General features: G+C 72.0%; 1 protein-coding gene and 1 pseudogene. One reads left to right on the top strand and one right to left on the bottom strand.

The window, feature by feature from the left end; all coding sequences use genetic code 11:
- Nucleotides 1-404: 404 nt before the first annotated feature.
- Nucleotides 405-1,508, bottom strand: a complete 1,104-nt coding sequence (locus tag ON27_RS40310) for a hypothetical protein (protein ID WP_051047255.1) — start codon at nucleotides 1,506-1,508, stop codon at nucleotides 405-407.
- Between the two features lie 556 nt (nucleotides 1,509-2,064).
- Here ON27_RS40310 and ON27_RS43465 point away from each other — a divergent pair.
- Nucleotides 2,065-21,894: pseudogene (locus ON27_RS43465) on the top strand (hypothetical protein); the annotation flags it as partial.

Raw genomic sequence — 21,894 nt, forward strand, 5'->3', positions numbered from 1 at the left:
TGCGCGACCGTGCCGCGCTGGCCGACACGCTGGAGCGCCTGCACGGTCGCACCACGCGTGTCGATCAGGTGCGCGCCTGGCAGGACCGGCTCTCGGAGTTGGAGCGAGCGGCGCTGCGGGTCATCGACCTCGAGGAGGTGCTGGCCGGAACGGACGCGCAACTGCGCCACGTGCTCGAGGCGGGTTCGCGACCCGAACCACCGGATCTGGCACGACGGCGCGCGGCGGGCGTGGAGGAACTGCTGGCCGATCAGCGGTTCGACGCGCGGGAGGACCCACGCGACGGGTTGAGCGGTCGGCGCGAAGCGGGTGCGGAGTGGGACGCGGCGCAGCGCCGGCGCACACTCGACGGCGCGGAGGAATACGCACCCTCCGATCTGGCCACGGCCCGCGAACTGGAGCGGCTACAGCGGGCGGAGTCGGCCGCCAGGCGCGAGGTGACGCGCGTCGAGGCGGACTGGGATCGCGCGTTCCGGCGGTTGAAGAACGTCTACAACCTGCCCGACGACGAGATCCCGTCGAGTCGGCAGGAAATCCTCGACCTGTTCCGGGAACGGTCCGAGCGCATCGACATCTGGAACGGCACCAGCTACGTGCTGCTGCTCGCGGAACTGACCGCGCAGCACGCGCGGGCTACCGCGAACCAGGCCCGGCTGCTCGGCGAGATCACGGACGTCGTCGAGCGGGACCTGGCGGATCGCGCCGCCCGCGCCGGTGATCGGCCACCCACCGGGATCCGGGTACGGCTCGACGAATCCGGCGTCGTATTGCGGGAATCCGCCGAAGCGCCCGCGACGGACGCGCCGGCCGATCCGCCTCGACGCCGGACCGAGCAGACGCACCCGCTGACGATCACCGAGCACGCGGGCACGCTGCTGGACCGGGCAACGCGCGCACTGCACGGCAGCGATCAGGGCAAATGGGCGGCCGACATGCTCGGACGGCTCGGCGTGGACATCCGGTTCACCAGCGAGTCCGACGCGAGCATCGTCCGGCTGGACAGCGGCCGATACGGACTGCGTCCGGCCGCGGGCTACGACCCGGTCACCAATACCGTCGTGCTGGAATCCGACTGTGGAGCCGACCGGCACGCCGCGGAACTGATCCGCGCGGCGCGACTGGCCGAGCAGGTGAGCGCGGCCGCGGGCGAACCGCTCGCCCGGCTGACCATGTCCCGCGACGAGTACGTCGAGCTGATGCTGGATCGGATGGCCGAGGCGTACGCCCTGATGTACGCGGGCGACGCGGATTTCACCGGCAAAATCGATCTGGACCGGATCGGTGTCGACGACCTGGAACGCGCCTACGCCGAGGCATACGACGACGCGCTGAAGTACGCGGAGAAGACGTACTGGAAGTCCGGCGTCGTCCGGTCCTATCCGCTCTACCACCGGGCCGCTTTCCGCGCCGGTGTGCGCGCGGTGCGCAGCCAGCTGAACAACCTCGGCCCGATGGTCGACTGGCGCAGCTACGGTGACCACTTCGGCGCGGCATGGGATCGCGCGCATGGCATCGTGCCGACCGGTCGTGCCGCCGACACCGGCGCCCCGGCGCCGCGCCCGGACACCCGCGTCCGCGCCAGGGACATCGCGCTGGAACTCGAATTCCTGCGTGAGCTGCGTGATCTCGGCGAGTACGTCCCGGTGAGCCCGGCCGAACGCGCGTACACCGAGGCGTACGACAAGGCATATCCCAAGGCGGACAAGGCACACCGGCGGCAATCCGGCGGCGCCGCCGCCGGAGGAGGTCGCCTACCGGGCGGGGCGCGAGGCGATACGCCGCTATCTCGACCGGGTCGGACTGGACAAAGCCGAGATCGCGCTCGACGTCGTCCGTGCCGCGGGCAACCACGGCGAGTCCCGGTGGGGTCATCCGAAGGCGCCCGAGGACGGGATCGCGCGCGACTCCGGCGCACCGAACCGCGAGATCGACGGCCCCGAGGACGCCGACCTCGCGCGCCGCGTCCTCGACCAGGAATTCGACAGCGAGCCTCGGCCGGAACGGCTCACCGACCGCGTCGCGCGGTATCCGGCCGACTCGGAGCCGGGGCGGCGACCGCGCCTGGTGGTCGTCGCCGAGCCCGGTCGGCATCTCGACGCCCTGCGCGAACTGGCGGCGAGTCATCCGGAACTCGCCGATGTGCTCTGGGACCGTTCGCACTATCTGGACTACCGCACCGCCGTGCGCGGAGCCGGTGGCCTGCCGACCACGCACCACATCACGGTCACGGCGGCGGAGGGGCAGTACCGCCACCCGAGCACGGACGAGGCGCGCACGCAGCTGCTGGCGCACTATCTGCGCTACCGGGCGGAGGGCCGGACCCGGCTCGGCTTCGACGAGTGGCTGAAACAGCTCGGCCCGGAGGCGTTCTACACCTCCGAGGACGCCGCGAAGGCCCGCGGCACCCGGCGCCAGGGGTGGCATGTGCCGGGCAGGTTGATCGAGGGCTTCCACGAGGCGGGCTTCCGCACGGCGGCCGCCGCCGACCCGCCGCCTGCGCCGCCGCATCCGGCCGAGGTCGCCCACCGGTTGTACACCCGCCGGATCCCGTTGCCGAGCGACGCGGGCATCCGGCGCCCGGCGCATCATCAGCTGGAGATCCTCCAGGTCGGGTCGACGCATCTGAGCATCCACCTGGAACCCGACGGCAACGGCGGCTGGCGGGTGCCCGCACCGGTGTCGACCGGATCGAATTCCGACATCCTGGCCACGCATTTGCAGGGTTTGGCAGCCACCGATCGGAAGAAGCTGGTCGCCAGGATCGTCGAACTGCTCAACGACGGCACGGCGGACCTGTCGGATCGCGGTCAACCGCGCAGCAGGTTCGGCAGGTTCATCGATCGGCTCACACCGGGCAGACCGGAACTTTCGGCGGGCGATCGGCTCCCCGGCGGCGATCGGCCGACCGGCGAGGGCGACCACCCGCGCGTCGGCCGGGACCGGATGGCCGACGAGTCCTCGCCCGCGGCGCGTGCGCCCGAGGACATCCCCGCGGACCTGCCCGGCACCGAGCTGCTCGGCGCTCCGGCAGCGGACGAGTGGTCGCGGCTGAATCCGCGGGAGGTCGGCGAGCGGCTGCAAGAATTGCTGCGTTCGGCCATGGACGCACCCGGATTCGAGGTGTTCGGCTTCGACCTGCCCGGCCTCGACCCCGAGGTGGTGCGGGAATTCGCCAGGGCCGTGTCCGACATGTACCAGCGGTTCCCGCACGTCGACCTGCGCGGTGTCGGCATCGGCGAACTGAAGAAGGGTGAGCTCGGCTGGGCCGACGGGCAGATCGACGACGTCACGAAGGCGGTGTTCACCAGAGCGATCGTCTTCAGCTACGACCATGCGACGAGCGCGCGGGACTTCCGCGCCGCGGTGCACAACGCCGTGAGTAACGGCCAGCTCGAGCCGATGATGCTGCGGCGGCCGGCCTATGCCGTGGCGGTACACGAATACGGTCACGCGCTCGACCACGCGGGCGGTCTGGCCGCCCGGATGCGTGCGGAGAGCCTGCTGTTGGAGCGGGCCGCCGCGGACCCCGACGCCGATTTCGGCGCCTGGCTGCGGGAACTCAGCGGATACAGCTTGGACGACGACGGCCTGCTCAACGATCACGAGGCAGTGGCCGAAGCGTTCGCCGAGGTCGTGCTGCGCGATGAGCTGGGCGAGGGCCCGGCAGGCGATCCGGTGCGCGTGCTGCACGACCTGCTGCTGCACCACGCGCGGAATCCGGCCGGGACGAGCGGAGACGTCGACGCGCCGACCAACGACCGTCTCGTGCTGGACACCCCCGGCGATCAGGTCCGTGACCTGCTCCGGCAGACCGACTTCGGTAAACAGATCCTGGCGAGCCTGGACAACGGCCCGATCCGCACCCGCTTCGAGGACACCGCGCCGGACGGGCGCAGCGGCGAATTCCGCCGCCGCGAGCTGGCGGCGCTGGCCTTCACCTCGGGCAACTCGCACGTGCAGCAGGCGCTGACCCTGGCGCACGAATCGCTGCACGCGCAACGCCATCTGCAGCGCACTACGGCGAATACGCCCGAGCGCGTCCGCGCGATGACGCGCCAGGAGTTCGTCGACGCGATGGTCGACGAGGAAGCCGCCGCCAGCGGCAGGCACTTCCGGCTCGCGGCCGAACTTCGGGAGCTCGGCTACGAGATCGCGGAGCATCCGCTCGAGCGGCCCTACCGGGAGGCGTTCGACCGGGAGATGGGCGACCGGCGCTGGGACAATGCGGGAACCCGCGCCGAGGCCCACGACCTCGGCGTCGCGGCGCTGCGCGAGCCGCTCGGCCGTATCGAATGGAACAACGGGCAGAACTACGCCGACTACTACGGGAACATCTGGGACGAGGCGAATATCGGCCGCGACGGTGCGGCGGAGGCGGGCAGGCACCATTCGTTCTCACCGGTCACCGCGGACGAACTGTGGCAGGGTGCGCTGAACCGGCAGGACGCCGCGCTGCGGGCGCGGGAGGCTGCCGCGGAGTTCGCCCGCCAGGCCGAGGCGGTCTTCGGCGAAGGCGACGTCTCCCGCGCGGAGATCGAGCGGGCACTGCGGGAGGCCGAGGCCGCGCTCGACTCGACCGGCCACAGCGCTCGACTGCGGCGCAGGCGCCACGATCTGCGCGTCCTCGCCGACCTGGCGGATCTGCGGGATCAGACCCGTATCCGGTTCGAGGGGCAGCGGCACAGTCTCGCCGCGCTGGCCGCGCGTGGCGTGCTCGGCGCGGCCGTCCGCGGCGAGCCGGGTGCCCGGGTGCTCACCGACCACGTCGCGTATGTCCCGGGTGAGCCGGACCGATTGGTGATCGCGGCGGAAGCCGGTGAGCGCCAGCGGGTCGTGCGGGAGGCCGAACGCGACCCGTTCGCGGCCGCGCTGCTCGGCCGCGACGGCGTCGACCGTCGATTCCTCGCGGTGGAAATCGACGACTACGGCCGGGTGCTGGTCCGAGCGGCCGGCGATCCCGAGCCGGTCCCGCCGAGCGACCCCGTCGGCGAGGTCACGCCGCGCGACCTGGCCGGGACCGCGGCCGCCGAGCGGACCGCACGCCTGCGTGCCGAATTGGCCGGGACCGAGATCGGCAGCCAGATCGATCAGGCGCTGGCCGAGCACCAGGTGCGCATCGAGTACCGGTCCGGAGCCCCGGATCGCTACTATCCGGCGCAACGGCGACTGGTCCTCGATCCCGGTCTGACCGACACCGAGCAGATGCTCGCGCTGGTGCGCGGCGGCACCCTCGCCGATCTGGCCCACGCGCCGGACATGCCCGACGCCGCCCGAGTTCGCGCGCAGGCCCCGCGCCGCGAGTACGTCGGCGCGATGCTCGACCTGGAGACCGCGGCGCGGCTCATGGAATTCGCCGCGATCGCCGAACTGCGGGCGCGCCACGACATCCCGGAAACCGAACTGGAGCGGGTGTACACCGAGGCGTACGACGCCGCGCGCGCGGCCGCCGAAGCCGCCGACCCGAACGCCTGGCCGGAGGATCTCCAGGATCGCGCGCGCGAGGCCGCGTTCGAGGCGCTGCGCCCGCTGATGGACGCCCAGCTCGTCGGCCCGGGGCAGACCTGCGCCGATTTCTACGGCGACGCCTGGGATGCCGCGCACGGCGCGCGTTCGCTCGACCAGGTCGTCGCGGAGGCGCTGGCCTCCGGTGAGGTCGAAGCGACCGTGTTGCGCGAGGGCGATTCGGTGCACAGCGCCCGGCGAGTCGAGCTGGTCCGGTTCGGCAACGGCGCCGAACTGATCCGCAAGATCGTGGTCGATCCGCGGCATGCCGTGGCCGAGGTGCTGACCGGCGTGCTCGGCCGCGCCCTCGACGCTCCGGTGCCCGAATCCGTGCTGCACCGGCCGACCGTCGTCTACCAGCAGGTGATGGCGGGTGAACCGGCCGGAGAACGGCATCGCGACTTCGCCGACCCGCACGAACTCGGTTACGCCGATTCGCTTCCCGGGCGCGCGCTCGGGCTGCTGGACACGCTCGTGCGCCCTCCGGATCGGGATCGCTTCGGCTGGCTCGCCGGGCCGGACCGTCAGCTCGCCGGTATCGACCACAGCCGTTCCTTCGAGAACAGCGCCGAGGCGCGCGATGCCGTGAGCCCGTTCGCCGAGGCATTCCTCGACCGCGACGACCACGGGAACGTCCGTTATCGAGACCACGCGCTGACCCGCGAAGCCGTCGACGTCCTCACCGAACGGGTCGCCGCGCTGCGGCCGGAGTTCGAGCGCTACGGCCGCGCCGGATGGCACGACCAGGTCATGGAACGGTTGGCGCAGGTGCGCGAACACGCGCGCGACGTCGCTCCCGCACCGCCGCCTTCCGAGCCGCCGGACTACACCAGGCCCCCCGGCGGCGACGCTCACACCGTGGTCCGCGAGTTCGAGAAGGTCTACTTCTCGCGCGGTGCCGACGACTACGGCGTCACCGCCACCGTCGACAGCGAGGGCGTGCTGCGCTTGCGCATGCATCCGAAGACCGAACCTGCCGACCGCGCCACCATGTTCCGCGACGTGATGGACGAACTCGGGCACCTGGTGACCGAGATCCGGGGCGAGTGGCGCCGCGACGGCGATGTCGCCGCCGCAGGGCTGGACCTCTACCGCACCCCCGAGGAAGCGGCGCTCGATACCTTCCTCGGCGAGCTGGCCACGGGGCACGGCTTCACCGAGGTACGCGTGGCGGGTGAGTCCGGCGAGAATGCCGCAGCCACAGCGCGTTTCACCGAGCCGGAGTTCTCCGGCGCGGACACTCGGTCGATGCCGGACGATCCCGAACCCCCGCGCATCGACGAGCACCGGCAGGAACCGGCAGCCGACCAGGACCACACGGCCGACCAGCCGGAGCACACCGATACCGACGTCCGTACCGAAGACTTGTGGCAGCCGGCCCCGATCGACACCGCAGCGACGGAGGTGTGGCAGCTGCTCGAGCACTCCGCGGTCGGGCGGGAGGCGGCGGAAACGCTGCGGGCGCAGGGCGCTCGGGTCCGCTTCGCCGACCTCGGTGACGAGATCGGCGCGGCCGACGCCTTCGACCGCCGCACCATGGACATCCTGATCGACACCCATGACCGCGGGCAGGTGGAACTGGCCGGCGAACTCGTGCGGCTGGCCGCGCTGACCCAGGCGATCCGCGCCGGAGAGGTGGAGGTCACGCCCGCCCGGATCCGCGCGACGACCCGCGAGGACTACGTCGCGGCCCAGTTGCGCGCCGACGCCGTGGCGACCGGCAGACAGGCGGATTTCCTCCGTCAACTGGAGGACGCCGGATACCCCGGCCGGCCGGCCGCGCTGGCGCCGGTCGAGGTGAACTACCAGCGTGCGGTGCGCGAGCAGTATCTCGCCGCTTACGACGCGGCGGTGGCGAGGGCGGCGGAGACCGATCCGGCGCTGGACGCCGAGCGGCTGCGCGAATCGGGACGGGCGGCCGGTGTCGACGCGCTGCTCGCCGGTGACCTGTTCGACGCGCCGTGGTCGGCTGAGGAGAGCACCAGCGCGCGCAGCAGGCACGGCCGCGACTGGGACGCCGCCCAGCAGCACGAACGCGCGGCCGACGAGTACCGGCCCACGACCGCGGAGGCCGCGCGGGACACGCAGGAACTCGTTCGCAAGCACGCGGCTCACACCAGGGAGATCGGCCGCATCGACGCGGCGTGGAACGAAATGATCCGCGGGCTCGACGGATTCGATCCCGAGCGCAACGTCCTGGATCGCCGGGCGCTGGCGCAGGATCGTCCAGCGGTGCTCGCGCACCTGCGCGATCTCGCACGCGTGCGCGGTGAGCTCGGCGAGCAGCGGCGGTCGTTGTTCGACACGCAGGTTCGGGTGCTGAGCGAACTCGCCGCCGATCGCGGGCGCGCGGTCGCGGCGCGGGACCAGGTCGCCCTCGAGCTGGCGGCGCGCGTCGGGCACGACCTGATGGACCGGCAGGTGCGCGAGGCCGGTGGCTACTGGCTCACCGACCGGGTGGCGTGGCTGCCCGGATCGCCGCCGAAGGTGTTCGTCGCGGAGACCGGCGACCGGTTCACGCGGGTGACCGGCGACGAGGCGCCCGAAACGTCACTGCGGCACACTCTGGCGGTCGAGGATGTCGTCGCCGACCGGGTCTGGGTGGAGGTCGACGACTCCGGCGCGGTGCGGCTGCGGCGCGAACAGACCGATCCGTCCGATGTCTGGTCGGAGGAAGACGGCGGCTGGCTGCGCGAGCGGAGTCCGGAGCAGCTCGACGCCGGGCATGCGCCGGACCGTTCCGCCGGTGACGAGCCCGCACCGGCCCACCAGGTAGCCGACCGGTTGGACCGCGTAATGCGCGAACTGGACGGCGACAACCTGCGCGTATACCTGAACATGCGCGGCGAGCGGGTGCTCGGCGACGGCAATTCCGTCGGCCGGTGGGCGATGAGAACCATCGACCGGCTCGGCGTCGCGGTCCGGTTCACCTTCGACGGCCTGCCGGCCGCCCGCGACGGCAGGCAGGTGCTGCGGTCCGACACCGGATACGTCCCCTCCGCCGACAGCATCGTGCTGCATCTCGACTCGTCGACGCTCGAGTTCGCGGAAGCGATGGTTCACGCGGCGGCGATGGCCGAGTCGACCCGGGCGGGTGACGGCCCGCTGGAACGGTTCACGCTCTCGCGCGACGAGTACGTCAGCGCGATGCTCGATCGCCAGGCCGAGGCGCACGCCCGGGCGTTCGAGTTCACCCGGCTACGGGAGGAGCGCGCGAAGTACCGGAGCGAGCAGGAGCGCGTTGCCGACGAGCCGCGCACCGTCGAGCACGACGATCGGCTGCGTCAGGTTTTCGACGAGGCGCGCGGGCAGGCACGCAAGATCGCCGCGCGCGCGTATCGCGGCAATTCCTCGGTCCGGCGGGCGATGCTCGACGCCGCGGCGTTCCGGGCCGCGGTGCGTGCGGTGCGCGCCGCGCTGGTCGAGCAGGGGCCACTGATCGACGGTCTCGACTACGCCCGCCACTACGCCGCGGCATGGGACCGGGCCAACGGATTCACCGCCGCCGAACTGGATCACGCCGCCAACCCGCACAAGGCGGACTCGCCCGCACTGCGGCGGATGCGCACCGGTGACTTCGCGGTGGAGATCGAAACGCTGCGCGTGTTGCGGGAATCGGGACGCTTCGTCCCCGTGGGGCCCGCCGAGACCGCCTACACCCAGGCCTACGACCGGGCATACCGGAAGGCGTCGCAGGCCGGCGACGGTGTGCCACCCGAACGTCGCGCGATGGACGCCGGGCTGGCGGCGCTGCGCAGATACGTGGACAAGGTCGGCCTGCCCGAGGCCGAGATCTCGATGGAAGTCGCTCGCTCCGGCGCGGACAACCTGCGCGGGTACCAACCGTGGCCGATGGCCGATGATCCGGCAACGTCCACCCGCGCCGAGCCCGCCGAGTTCGACGACTCGGTGGCCGCGCGGCGGGCAATCAATGCCCTGCTCGACCGCGATCCCGCGGGTGTCCGGCTGACCGAACGCATCGCGATGTTCCCCGGCGAGCGGGGCGGACATCGGCTCGTCATCGTGGCGCAGCGCGGCGGGCACGTCGACGCGTTGCGCGAATTGGCCGTCCGCAATTCGGCATACGCCGACGTGCTGTGGAGCGGAACGCACCAGCTCGAGTACCTGGCCGTCGAGCCGGGCGACACGGATGGCAGCACCCGCTGGGTGCACCGCGAGGTAGCGGAGGGGCCGTATCGCGAGCCGGACCGCTACGAGACTATGAAGCAGTTCCTGGCGCACTATCTGCGCTATCGGCTGGCCGGCTCGACCCAGCTCGGCTTCGAGGCGTGGCTGCGCCAGCTCGGTCCCGAGATGTTCCACACCAAGAAGGACCAGCGCGAAGCGGACGCGCACGAGGCTTACGAGGGCCGCCGGGACAAGGGCACGCTCCGGTACGACGCGCTGACGCATTTCCGCACGGAGCCGGAAGTCGGTGAACCCCATCCGGCGGTGGTCGCGCACCGGCTGGCCACCCGGCAGGTGCCGCTGCCCGATCCGCGCGGCGGGCGTGGCGTGTCCTGGCCGCAAACCACGTTGGGCCGGATCGAGATCGCCGATTACTCGTTCGGCGTCGTGCTGGAGGCCGATGGCAACGGCGGGTGGCGCGTGCCCGCACCCACCGGCGACGGCGGTCTCGACGACGCCTTGGCCATGCTGTTCCAGGGCATGTCCGACGCCAGCGAGAAGAAGCTGATGAAGCGGATCGCCCAGCTGCTCGACGACGGCGGGGCCGACCTGATCCGGCGCGAACCACGCAGCCGGCTGCGGCGAATGGCCGACCGGCTGTCCTTCGGATCGCGCGACGGCCGCGACGCCGAGCGCGCGCTCGGCACGGGCGAAACAGAGCGCAACGCACCGCGATTCGGTCCACCGCGTCCCCCCGACCCCGACGAAGGCCGCCGCGCCGAAGCCGATCGGCGGCAGGCGGTGCTGGACCGGCTGGCCGCGGAGAACCGGGACGCCGTACGCGAACGCGATGCCGCTCGCACGGCGGGCGATCCAAAGCGCCTCGCGAGCGCCGAGGAGCGCGTCGAGCGCTTGGACCGCGCGATGGCGACCGCCCTCGAACGCGACGCGTTGCTGCGCGCCGATGCCCGGCCGATCACCGATCGCGTCGGCATACTCGCGGGCGAGCCCCCGATGGTTCTGGTGGTGAATCTCGGCGGCACGGATTCCGTTCGCGCGCTGGCCGATGCCGCGGCGCGGCATCCGGAGGTGGCGCAGGCGCTGGACCGGGGTGCGCGGCCGCGTGAGTTGCGGGTCGACGCGGACGGCGCCATCAGGGTCGTGCCGATCGTTTCGCGCGCCGCGACCGAGCCGGACTCCACCGCGCGCGGTCCGCGAGAGACCGAGCACGCGGTCGACTCCGCGCAGCCGGCCTCCGGGGATGGCGGAGCCCGGAAGCCGCCCACCGCACCACCTTCGGCGGACGAACCCGGCGACGAGCCGGGCCCGCCATCGGACTGGTACTTCCAGATGCGGATCGAACAGGCCGACTGGGAGGCGGACATGGCCGCCGACCACGCTGCCTGGTTGCGGGAATTGGCCGACGCGGCCCCGGACGACCGGTGGGCACGGCTGCGCGCCGAACAGGCGGAATGGGACGCCCGCATGGCCGCCGACCGCGCCGCGTGGCTGCGCCTGGAGCAGGCGGAGAACGAGGCGTGGTCGGCGGCCATGGAGGCGGATCGTTCGCGGCGCGCCGCCGCCGCCGATCCGGACGATCCATGGGCCGAACTGCATGCGCAACAGGCGGAATGGGACGCCGGGATGGCGGAGGACCGCGCGCAGTGGTTGCGCAGGTTGTACTCGCCGATCGGAACCGCGCCTCTCGCGGATTCGGGCCCGGGCACATCAACCTCTGCGGAACCGGCACGGACGCACCCCGCGCCCTCGATCGCTACCCCTTCGGCGGGTACACCGCCGCGCGGTGCGGAGGAGTCGCGGATAGGCGACGCGGCGGGGTCCGACCTCGTGTCGTCGGCCGCCACCCCCGAGCCGGGCATACCGCCGCGCGGCATGGAGGAGTCGACAGACGACGCCGCTGCGTCCCAGGACCCGCGCGACCGGATGTCGCCCGAGACCCGTGCGGAATACGACCGGCTGGCCGATGAACTGGAGCGGGCGCAGGCCCTGCGGGAGGACCTGCGGCGGCAGCGCGAGGACCTCGCGCGACAGCTCCCGATCGATGACGCCGACGACTGGGCGGCCCTGAGGCCGGGCACGGACGGCCTGGACCGCACACTGGAGGACCTGCGCGGCCGCACCATGCCGGTCGCCGAGATGCCGCAACGGCTCGCCCGGATCGACGCGCTGGAACGAGCCGCACGGGACTTCGCCGCCGCCGACGCCGAAGTCGCCCGGCTCGCGACGGAACTGACGAACCTGGAGCTGTCCACCACCCCGATCGGCGAATACGACCGGCTCGTCCAGCAGCGTCAGAAGCTGACCCGCGAACGCGAGTTCTGGCGGGCCAAGCGCGACGACCGGGTCGCGCGCTCCGACTTCTGGGGTGACAACGTCACGTTGGACGAGTCGGCGTTGCGCGGGGATCAGTTGGAGATCACCGTGCTGCGGCTGTACGAGGCGGCGAACGTCCGGACGATCGATGACATCGGCGGCCTCGACGACGCACCGCACACCGACCGGGTCGCCCCCGAACCGCTCGAGCTCGCGCATCGCAGGCGGGTGATCGAGAAGCTCGCGGCGGCCGCCGAGGAGGTCAACCGGCTCGACGAGCAGATCGAGCAGGTGGACCGGCGGATCGACGAGTTGCGCAGGGCGGGCGTCGGCGTGCAACGATCCCGCCCGCAGGACGTGATCGACGCGCTGGAAGAGCTGGCCCAGCAGCGAGCCGACGCGCTGCGCGAGGTCAAGCCGCTGCGGCACGAGCGCGACGACCTCGCCGCCCGCCTCGGCCTGCTGGATGCGGAGGGGCGGGTCGATCAGGCGGCCGGTGAGCCGGACCGGCTGGACCGGACCGTGGCCGACCTGCGCGCAACCGTCCGCGACGGGCTCGCCGACGGAACGCTCTCCGCCGAGGAGGCCGCCGTTCGCGGCCGCGACATCGACGCGTTCGACGCCGTCGCGCGCCAAGTGAACGACGCGCACAACGCCGTCGGCCGCATTCAGGACGACATGGTCAGGATGGCGGGCGCGTACCGCGACCTCGTCGAGCGCGATGGCGGCCGGATGGTGACCGACCGAGTCGGCATAGTCGACGGCGAGCGCCCGCGCGTCATCGTGTTCGGTCCCCGCCCCGACCCGGCCGCGCCGCGCGCCGACCACGACGCCGCACTGGCCGACGCCCTGCGCCGCAGCGCGGATGTGGCGCAGGCGATCGTGCGGCCGGAGACCACCGTCGAATACCGGCGCGTCCTCGCCGACCGCGCGGACAACGTGCGGGTGGCGGACATCGACCCGCCGGAGATCGAACGCCTGAGCACCGGCTGGATCGGCGGCCGACGCCTGGACATGACCTCCTGGCGCGACGCCGACGGCGTCTGGCACCACGTCGACCCGACTCGTCCGGACTGGGAGTTCGGTCGCGACCGCAGCGAGCTGCCCAAGAAATTCACGCCGAAGGACCCGCCGGACGGCGTGAGCGGGTGGGCGATGGAGGACGTGGTCAACGACATCACGCTGCCCACCGACGACGTCCCGCCGGGAAAGATCCCGGAGAGCACGCTCCCGGTGCACATGCCGCAGGCGCCTTCGCAGTACGACACCTCGGGCGTGGACCCCAAGGATCTGTTCGGTCAGCACTGGGGCGCGGATTCGTACAACGTGGTGCGTCTGCTGTTGATGGCGGCGCAGGTGCCGAAGCATCCCGCGGTGCGGGCGTGGATCCAGCGTCACCCGGAGATCGGCGAGTGGGTGCTGGCACGGCCGTGGCTGCAGCACTTGCCGCCGTTCGGCACGGTCTTCCGCAATTACGAATGGTTCGCCCCGCCGCAGCGCAACATCCAGCCGATGCACCGGCCGTGGAACGCGGCCGACCATGTGCCGCCGGGTGACCGGGTCGACATCCCGGAGGACTTGCGGAGCGAATGGGACCGCGACATCGCGGCCTGGCAACGGGTCCAAGACTGGGCGAACGCGGAATACGAGCGTTTCCTCGCCGACGACACCGACCTGGACCGAATAACCGAGGGCATCGAACGCCATCAGCGCGCCGAGCGGGAAACCCGCGCACGCGAAGTGGTGGACATCGTCGCGCGGCAGCTGGTCCAGCGGCAGCGGGGCATCGACCCGCTCGGTGACGTCGACGCCCAGCTGCGGCGCATCCACGACGAGATCGACCGGGTCGCGGAGGAACTCGCCGACCGGTTCGCCGCCGACGACGCCGACGCGATCCGCGACACGGTCGAGGACATTCGCGAACTGCTCGCGGGCGGAGGCGATCCCGAGCGGATAGCGGCGGCCCTCGCCGAGCACATGCGCGTCGACGCGCCGACGTTCACGCGCGAGGAACTGGCGCAGATCAAGAACCACTTGATGGTCGACGAGCATCGGGTGCGCGACCACGCCGATCCGCACGGCCGATACGTGCACACACCGATGGATCGCCTCGCCGATATCGCCGAGGCGTGGAACCGCCTGATCGACGGCGCTCCACTGCCGCAGGACTTCGTGCTGCTCGGCGACATGCTCGCCGAGGCGCGTTTCCTCGTAGGCAACCCCGGCGCGAGCTGGCAGCAGGCCAATGCCCACGCGATCGCTCTCGGCTTCCACTGGGACGCCGACCGCCCGCCGTTGACCGGATGGCGCGCGGGCATCCCCTACGCTCCGGCTCCTCTTCCGCCCAACCCCGGCTACCTGCCGCCCGCCAGGGGCGCCCATGGCGCGACTCCGCCCCAAGGGCCGACCGGTGGTCCCGCCGATGGCGGCGCCCGCCCGCCCGCCGGGCGGCAACCGCGCTCGGAGGAGGAGGCAGCGGCTCCGGCGCCGGAACCGAGCGGCGATGGTGGGGCGCAGAAGCCGCCGGAGGACCCACCGGCTGCCGCGCGTCAGAGCGAACCCGGCGATCCCGACCAGCCGGGCGATGACGAGCAGGTTGTGCCGGATCCTGTGGCTCCTGAGGTCGAATCGGGAGCTGTCCCGAGCGCCGCACGTCCGGACCAGTCCAGTGCGAAGGATGCGCCCGACGACCCGCAGGCGGCGCGTCCGGAGAGCGAGCCAGACCAGTCGGCAGAAGCCGAACAGCCTGGGGCGCGGTCCGATCGTCAGGATGAAGCCGGACCGCCTCCGTCCGTGCGGGACGATGCGCACCGAGCGCTCGCCGAACTCGACGAGCTGTATCAGCGAATCGACCAGCAGCTCGATGAGCTGCTGCGCCGGGCGAGTGCGGACCTGGACCGGAGTCGGCAGCGCGCCCTCGACCGCCTCGCCGAATTCGAAGACGCGATCACCCAGCGGTTCGATGATCTGTCCGCACAGCTGGGTACAGAGGGTGTACGCCCCGAAGCCGAAGCTCCGCCCGAATCGCCCGCCATGGCACGCCAAGGCGCGCAACCGGAGGAGTCCGCCGCGGCGGGTTACGAGCGCGTGCGCGACGACTCGGCCGAGGCGGGTTCCGAGCGCAGCCGTGCGGATTCGGCTGAGGGGAGTTCCGGGCGCGTTCGCGAGGATTCAGGCGAGGCAGGTTCCGGGCGCAGCAGTGGGGATTCGGCCGAGGCGGGTCGCGGGCGCAGCCGAGAGGATTCAGGCGAGGCGGGACTCGAAAGCAATCGCGAGGACTCGGACGACAGGGGACGCGGCAGCAGCAGTGAGGATTCTGCCGAGGCGGCGCTCGAGCGCATCCGCACGGAGTTCGACGAGGCGGCCCGGCGCACCGACCAGCGATTCGACGAGCTGCTCGGCGACACACTCGCTCAGCTGGACGGGATCGCGGCGGACCTCGATCAGCACTTCGACGCCGCCGTCGCCCGGCTCGACCGGCTCGCCGCCGGACAGGACGACGCGACGCAGACCTCTCCCGAAGCCCGGGCACTGGATGAACTGCACGCGCGTCTGCTGGCCGAACTGGACGACATCCACCGCCGCGCCATGGATCGCCTGGCCGATCTCGAACGCGAACTCGCCGGATCCACCACCGACTCGGTCGATCCGACCCCGCGGGCCGCGCCACCCGCAGCCAGCGAACCCGTCATGGAAAGTGCCGCACGCGGCGGAGACCGTTCGCATGGCGCTGACCGCGAGGCCGAGGGACCGGCGCCTACCGGGACCGTCGCCCAGCCTGCGCGTCCGTCCGCTCAGCGGGATACCGCCCTGCGCGCATTGGCGAACGCGCGGGCTGAACTCGCGGATGCTCGTCGTGGTCTGCCGGTGAACGACGAGGATCTGACGCGGGATGCGTTGGATGACGCGCTCGAGGGTTTGCGTTCGCGCACGAGGCGGGTGGACGAGCAGCAGCCGTGGCAGGAGCGGCTCGCGCAGCTCGAGTACGCCGCCCGGCGTGTATTCGCCGCCGAGGACGAGCTGGCGCGGTCGGAAGAAGCCCATGCGCAGGCCGATCATGTGGTCGAGACGTCCTCGAAAGACGTGGCGCGAGAATCACTTTCGCCTGCGGCCGACGATGTTCGCGCGCAGGCGGCTCGAGCCGCCGACGGTGTGGGTGGCGACCCGCCGTCCGGGCCGCCTACTCCGCCCGTCGGCGCGCAGCCGCCGACCGGTGGACGCCCCGAGTGGCCCCGCCGCACGGGGAATCCGGTACGCGACTTGGTCGAGTTCCTTCGGGAACAGCGCGATTGGCCCAACCAGCGCGATGCCGACCCGCTCACCGAGGCCGAAGCCGAGCACGTCCGCCGGTTGGCCGAGGCGCTGGGTCTGGACGAGACGTTCACCGTGCTGCGCGATCCGCTGGCGGCCCTGGCCGAACTGGCCGAACTGGCCAGGGTGCGCGGTTTCCTCGATGACGCCGACGGCCCCCGCATGCGCTACCCGGACGATTTCGAACCCCTCACCAGCGAGGAACGCTACGGCGACGAACAGTTCTGGCTGGCCGAGGCGCCCGAGGACGACTTGCGCGCGGTACGCGACGACCTGAGCCGCGCGGGCCTGCCGATCGAGGAACCGCATCCACCGCGACTGTCCGCGGCACCCACGAACCGTGGTCCCCTTCCCGCCGCCGATGGTCGGCTCGCTTCCGTCGATCCCGCTGGTCCGGCTTCGGTCGAGCGGGAACACCTCACCACCCAGCGTGATGCGGCGGCGCGGGAGTTGGCCGACGCGCGGACTGACCTCGCGGATGCTCGTCGTGGTCTGCCGGTGAACGACGAGGATCTGACGCGGGATGCGTTGGATGACGCGCTCGAGGGTTTGCGTTCGCGCACGATGCGGGTGGACGAGCAGCAGCCGTGGCAGGAGCGGATCACGCAGCTCGAGCACGCCGCCCGGCGTGTATTCGATGCCGAAGACGACGTTGCCCGGCTGGAAGACGCCCTCGCACACGCCCCCCGATCCGCCGAGCAGCACTCGAATGACGCAGAATCGAACCCGCTCGGGCATTCGACCCCGGGATCTGCCCATCCCGAGGACGCGTCCGCCGACCCAGCGTCCCGCGCCCCGCGCCTGGAACCCATCGAGCGGACCCGCGACCGGCTCGCACACCGCTTCGGTCTCGACGAGGCCGACCTGTCGCCGGAGAACCTCGGCGCGACCGTCGCCGACCTGCGTTACCGAAACCTGTTGCTGGCGGGCATGGTCGAAGCGTTCGCCGCGGCGGCCGAGCGGGCCCGAGCCACCGACCACCCCGCTCTGCGCGCGCAAGTGACGGCGACCCGCGACACGTGGGCGCGGCGGCTCCGCATCGATCCCGCGGAACTCGACCGCGATCCGGACGCGACGGTAGCCCGGGCTCGCGCCGCCGTGCGCCGCGACGCGGAAGCCATCGCCGACCTCGCCGACGCGGTCCAAGCCGCGCTCGGGCAGACCGGCGGCCAGCCGCCCGAGCCGGGCGCGACCCGCCGCTACACGCTCGAGGTGGACGACGAGCGAGTGCCCGCGCGGCTGGTCGCCGACGAGAACGACGGCTGGCGGGTGGAGATGCCCGAACGCCTGGACGCGCCCGAGCCGGCGGACACGACCGTGCCCGCGCCACGGCAACCGGAGCGGCCGATGTCGCGGTTGCGCCGCCTCTGGGAGGCGTTGAAGGCCGGATTCCGTGGCCAGAATCCGAAGTACCCGTCCGGCTCCGGCGTCGACAGCGCGGGCCAGTCGCTGCTCGGCCACGAAGCGGGGCTGCCGCTCACCAAGCACTACGATCCGACACCCGCGCCGGGCGACGAATACGACGTGCTGCAAACCAAGTTCAATCCGGCCCGCATCCTCAAGGAAGCCGTCACCATGTGGCGGAAGCGCGAACTCGTCCCGCTGCTGAAGCACCTGACCTCCCGGGTCGCCGGCCGGGCCGCCGAGTACGGCACACCGACCACCCGCGACGGCGAGGAGTACCGGTACTGGCTGGAGGAGGCAGATCCGGAGCTGGTGCGCCGGGAACTCGGCGTCGAACTCGAGGAGCTGAAGCGACAGGCCGATGACGCCGCCCGCGCGCTCGCGGCAGCGCAGGCCGGGCCGGAGCTGACCGACGGCGCGACGCCGGAGGCCACACCGGATTCGCCGGTGCGGCCGGGTGAAGAACTGCCCGGGAGCACCGGCGAACTCGCGGACTGGCTGCACGAGCTTTCCGAGGCGTCGGCCCGGCGCCGGGAACTGGCCGATGCGCTGGCCGTCGCGGCCGATGCTCTCGGTGTCGACCTCGGCGAACCGAACGCCGAGAACGTCCGCCGGGCCGCGGATCTGCTGCGCTACCAGCAGGTCCGCCGGATCGGCGCGCTCACCGGTCTCGCCGAGGCGTCCCGTCGGTACAACGCCGAACACGAGCGGATTCCCTACAGCGACGAGATCGGCTTCTTCGACGCCAACCCGATGAACCGGTTCCTGGGTGAGGTCGTGCGCGCCTTCGGCGGCAATCCCACCATGCTGAACTGGGAGGGCGTCAACAACGGGGGCGAGCCGAGCCGCGAATGGGGCGATCTCTACGACACCGATCAGCCGGGGCAGGACCAGGGTCTGCGCGCGTTCTTCGAAAACGCGCTGCGCCGCGACCAGATCAAGGACGAGCGTTCGGTGTGGGCGCAGCTGCTCGGCGCCGATCTGCACGCGCTCGACCCGGATCAACTGGCCGCCGCGCTCGCCGAGGAGATGGACCGCATCCGCGAGCACGCCCGCGGCCTCACCGCCTTCCTCGCCGACGCCGAGGCGTTCGCGCGCGCCGACGCCGTGGCGGACGAGCTCACCGGACTGATCGGCGATATGGCCGGGCGGGAGTGGGTGCTCGCGCAGGGCGGCGTACTGCTCGAGGACGGCACCGGGCTCGGCTTGGTCCCCGGCGAGCCGGGCGGGCCGATGCGGCTGGTGGTCGTGGACGGCAGGCTCGACCACGACCGCGTCATCGCCGACGCGCTCGCGGCGCATCCCCGCCTCGCGGAGGCGGTGAACGCGGGCATCCTCGAGGTGCGCTATCTGGTCAGCGACGTGCGGCCGGGCCGTCCGCTGCCCGGGGGCGGTTTCGCTCCGGAACGAATCGCGATCGTCGACGGCGGGGCGACGCGAGTGCGTCACTTCACCGGTACGGTCGAGGGACGCCGGCTGGATGTCACCGTGGTGGACGACGGCGACGGCTGGCGCGTCGTGCCCGACGCTTCCGGCGACTCCGGCGATCTCCCGGCCGAGACGCCGGAACCGTCGTCGCGGCAGAACATCGGCGAACTCGCCGCGCGCCTCGGCATCACCGAAGCGGAACTGGGTTCCCCGGACCTGCTCGCCGCACGGCTCGCGGCGCTGCGTGACGAGAACGCGATCCGCGCGGGCCAGATCGAGGCGATCATCGACTACGCGCGCACCGCGTGGGACATCGACACCTACCATCAGGTCGGTGACGCGCGAAACCTTCTGGCGCACCGGCTGGGCCTGGACCCGGCGGAGATGACACCGCGGCGCCTCGCCGAGGCGATCGCGGACCCGGCCACCCGCAACGCGTTGCGCCGGCAGCGGGCCGAGGCACTGGTCGCCTACGCGAAGCTGTTGCGCGGCATGGACCCGGACGCGATCGCCGCCGCCGACGACCGGCTGATCCGGCGTCTGGACGCCCTGCCGGGAACGGTGCGGATCACCGGCATCGCGCAGCTGGGCGAGGTCATCGCCGATCTGTCGCAGCGGCCGAACCTGCATCCGAGCCTGGTCGACGCGCTCACCGATTACGCCGACGCGCTCGCCGCCGCCGACGTGTTCGACCCGCGCGCACACGGCGATCGGGCGATCGACCCGCGCGTGTCGGACATCGAATTCCCGGTGCACGACAAAGCCGTCCGGCATCTGCTGGACGTCATCGGCGACGTCGCCCACCTCACCGAGGCCCCCGGTCGCCTGGGCATGCTCGACGGCGCGACCGGCATCCCGCCCGGTCCGGACCGGGGCGCAAGCCGCGACTTCGCACGCCTGGTCGGTGTGGACCTCACCGACGCGAGCCCCGAACGATGGGCCGAGGTCTACGAGGTCTACCGCGACGGCAAACTCGACCAGAACGAGCGACTGACCCCCACCCAGCTCGCCGAGGTACAGGCCGAGCTGCGCGCGGAAGTCGTCCAGCGGGCCGACGACATCGCAGCCCTCACCGACCTTCTCCACGGTGCCGTCCGCGCCGACGCGCAGCGCTTGTCCGCGCGACGGGACGCGGCAGCGCAGGAGCTGGCGGACGCCCGCGCCGATCTGGCGGACGCTCGTCGTGGTCTGCCGGTGAACGACGAGGATCTGACACGGGATGCGTTGGACGACGCGCTCGATGGTTTGCGCGGACGCACGATGCGTGTCGACGAGCAAGGGCCGTGGCAGGAGCGGGTCGCGGAACTGGAGCGCGCCGCCCGCCGCGTGTTCGTTGCCGACACCGAATTGGCTCGATTGGACGAGGCCCTGGATCAGGCCACCCGAGCTGCCGAACCGCAGTTGGACGATAGGACTCATGGGGCGGGTTCGCCATCGGAGACTGCGGCGCAGGAGTCGCCGCGTGTCGAGGCCGAAGCCGCACTCGAACGCTTGTCCGCCCAGCAAAACGCCGCCGCAGAGGAGTTGGCCGACGCGCGGGCTGAACTCGCGGATGCTCGTCGTGGTGTGCTGGTGAACGACGAGGATCTGACGCGGGATGCGTTGGATGACGCGCTCGAGGGTTTGCGTGGGCGCACGATGCGGGTGGACGGGCAGGGTCCGTGGCAGGACCGGCTCGCGCAACTCGAGCACGCGGCCCGGCGTGTGTTCGCCGCCGAGGACGAACTCTCCCGGTTGAACGAGGCAGTTGAACAGGCTGATCGAGCCGTCGAGGCTCGCGCGAATATGACTGCGCCCGAACAAGTTTTGCACGTACCCGGAGCGCCGACTCTTGCCCGGGCGGATGCGGCGCGTGCACGTCTGTCCGGAGAGCGGGACGCGGCAGCGCAGGAATTGGCGGACACCCGCGCTGAGCTGGCGGACGCTCGTCGTGGTGTGCCGGTGAACGACGAGGATCTGACGCGGGATGCGTTGGATGTCGCGCTCGAGGGTTTGCGTGGGCGGACGATGCGGGTGGACGAGCAGCAGCCGTGGCAGGAGCGGCTCGCGCGGCTCGAGCGCGCGGCCCGGCGGGTGTTCGATGCCGAGGATGAACTGGCTCGGCTCGAAGAGGCGGTGCGCCGAGCCGATCGGGAGCGCTCTGCGGATCGTGCGCCGCAGCAAGGGGAGCCCGGTCCGACAGCTCGCGGTGGTGGCGAGCGCACGGCGGAAACGCAGCGCCGGGAGCGCGATGGTGGCGAAGATTCGTCGAACCGCGGTGCCGGCGTGCACCGTGACGGTGCGGATGAGTCATCGGGCGGTGCCCGTTCGAACCGCGACGGTGATTCAAGGCCGCCCGACCATCCGTCGGCTCCGAACCCGGCACGTCCCCGCCGCATGCCACCGAATTGGGCGTTGCGCTCGCGCATTCCGCATCCACCCAAGGACTACGAATTCGAGATGCCGGGTCCGTTCCACAACGAGGTGGAACCGTGGCCCGTCCCGCTGCCACAACCGGAACCCCCAAAGCCGCCGGTCCCGCCCACGCCCCCGCAGCCGCCGGTCCCGCCCACGCCCCCGCAGCCGCCGGTCCCGCCCACGCCCCCGCAGCCGCCGGTCCCGCCCACGCCCCCGCAGCCGCCGGTCCCGCCCAGCCCCCGCAGCCACCGGTTCCACCGCAGCCGCCGGAGCTGCCGGAGCTGCCGGAGTTCCCGGTGCACCCGCTGCCGCCCACGCCTCCGCCGCCGCCGGAGTTGCCGGTGCCCCCGGAGTTGCCGCTGCCCCCGGTGCCGCCGGAGTTGCCGGTGC

The sequence above is a fragment of the Nocardia asiatica NBRC 100129 genome (assembly GCF_000308415.1).
GTDB lineage: Bacteria > Actinomycetota > Actinomycetes > Mycobacteriales > Mycobacteriaceae > Nocardia > Nocardia asiatica.

What these genes read in the sequence shown, in the direction of transcription:
- ON27_RS40310 (WP_051047255.1), bottom strand. Translation starts at nt 1,508, where the DNA reads ATGCGCGCGATCCCATGCCGCGCCGAAGTGGTCACCGTAGCTGCGCCA.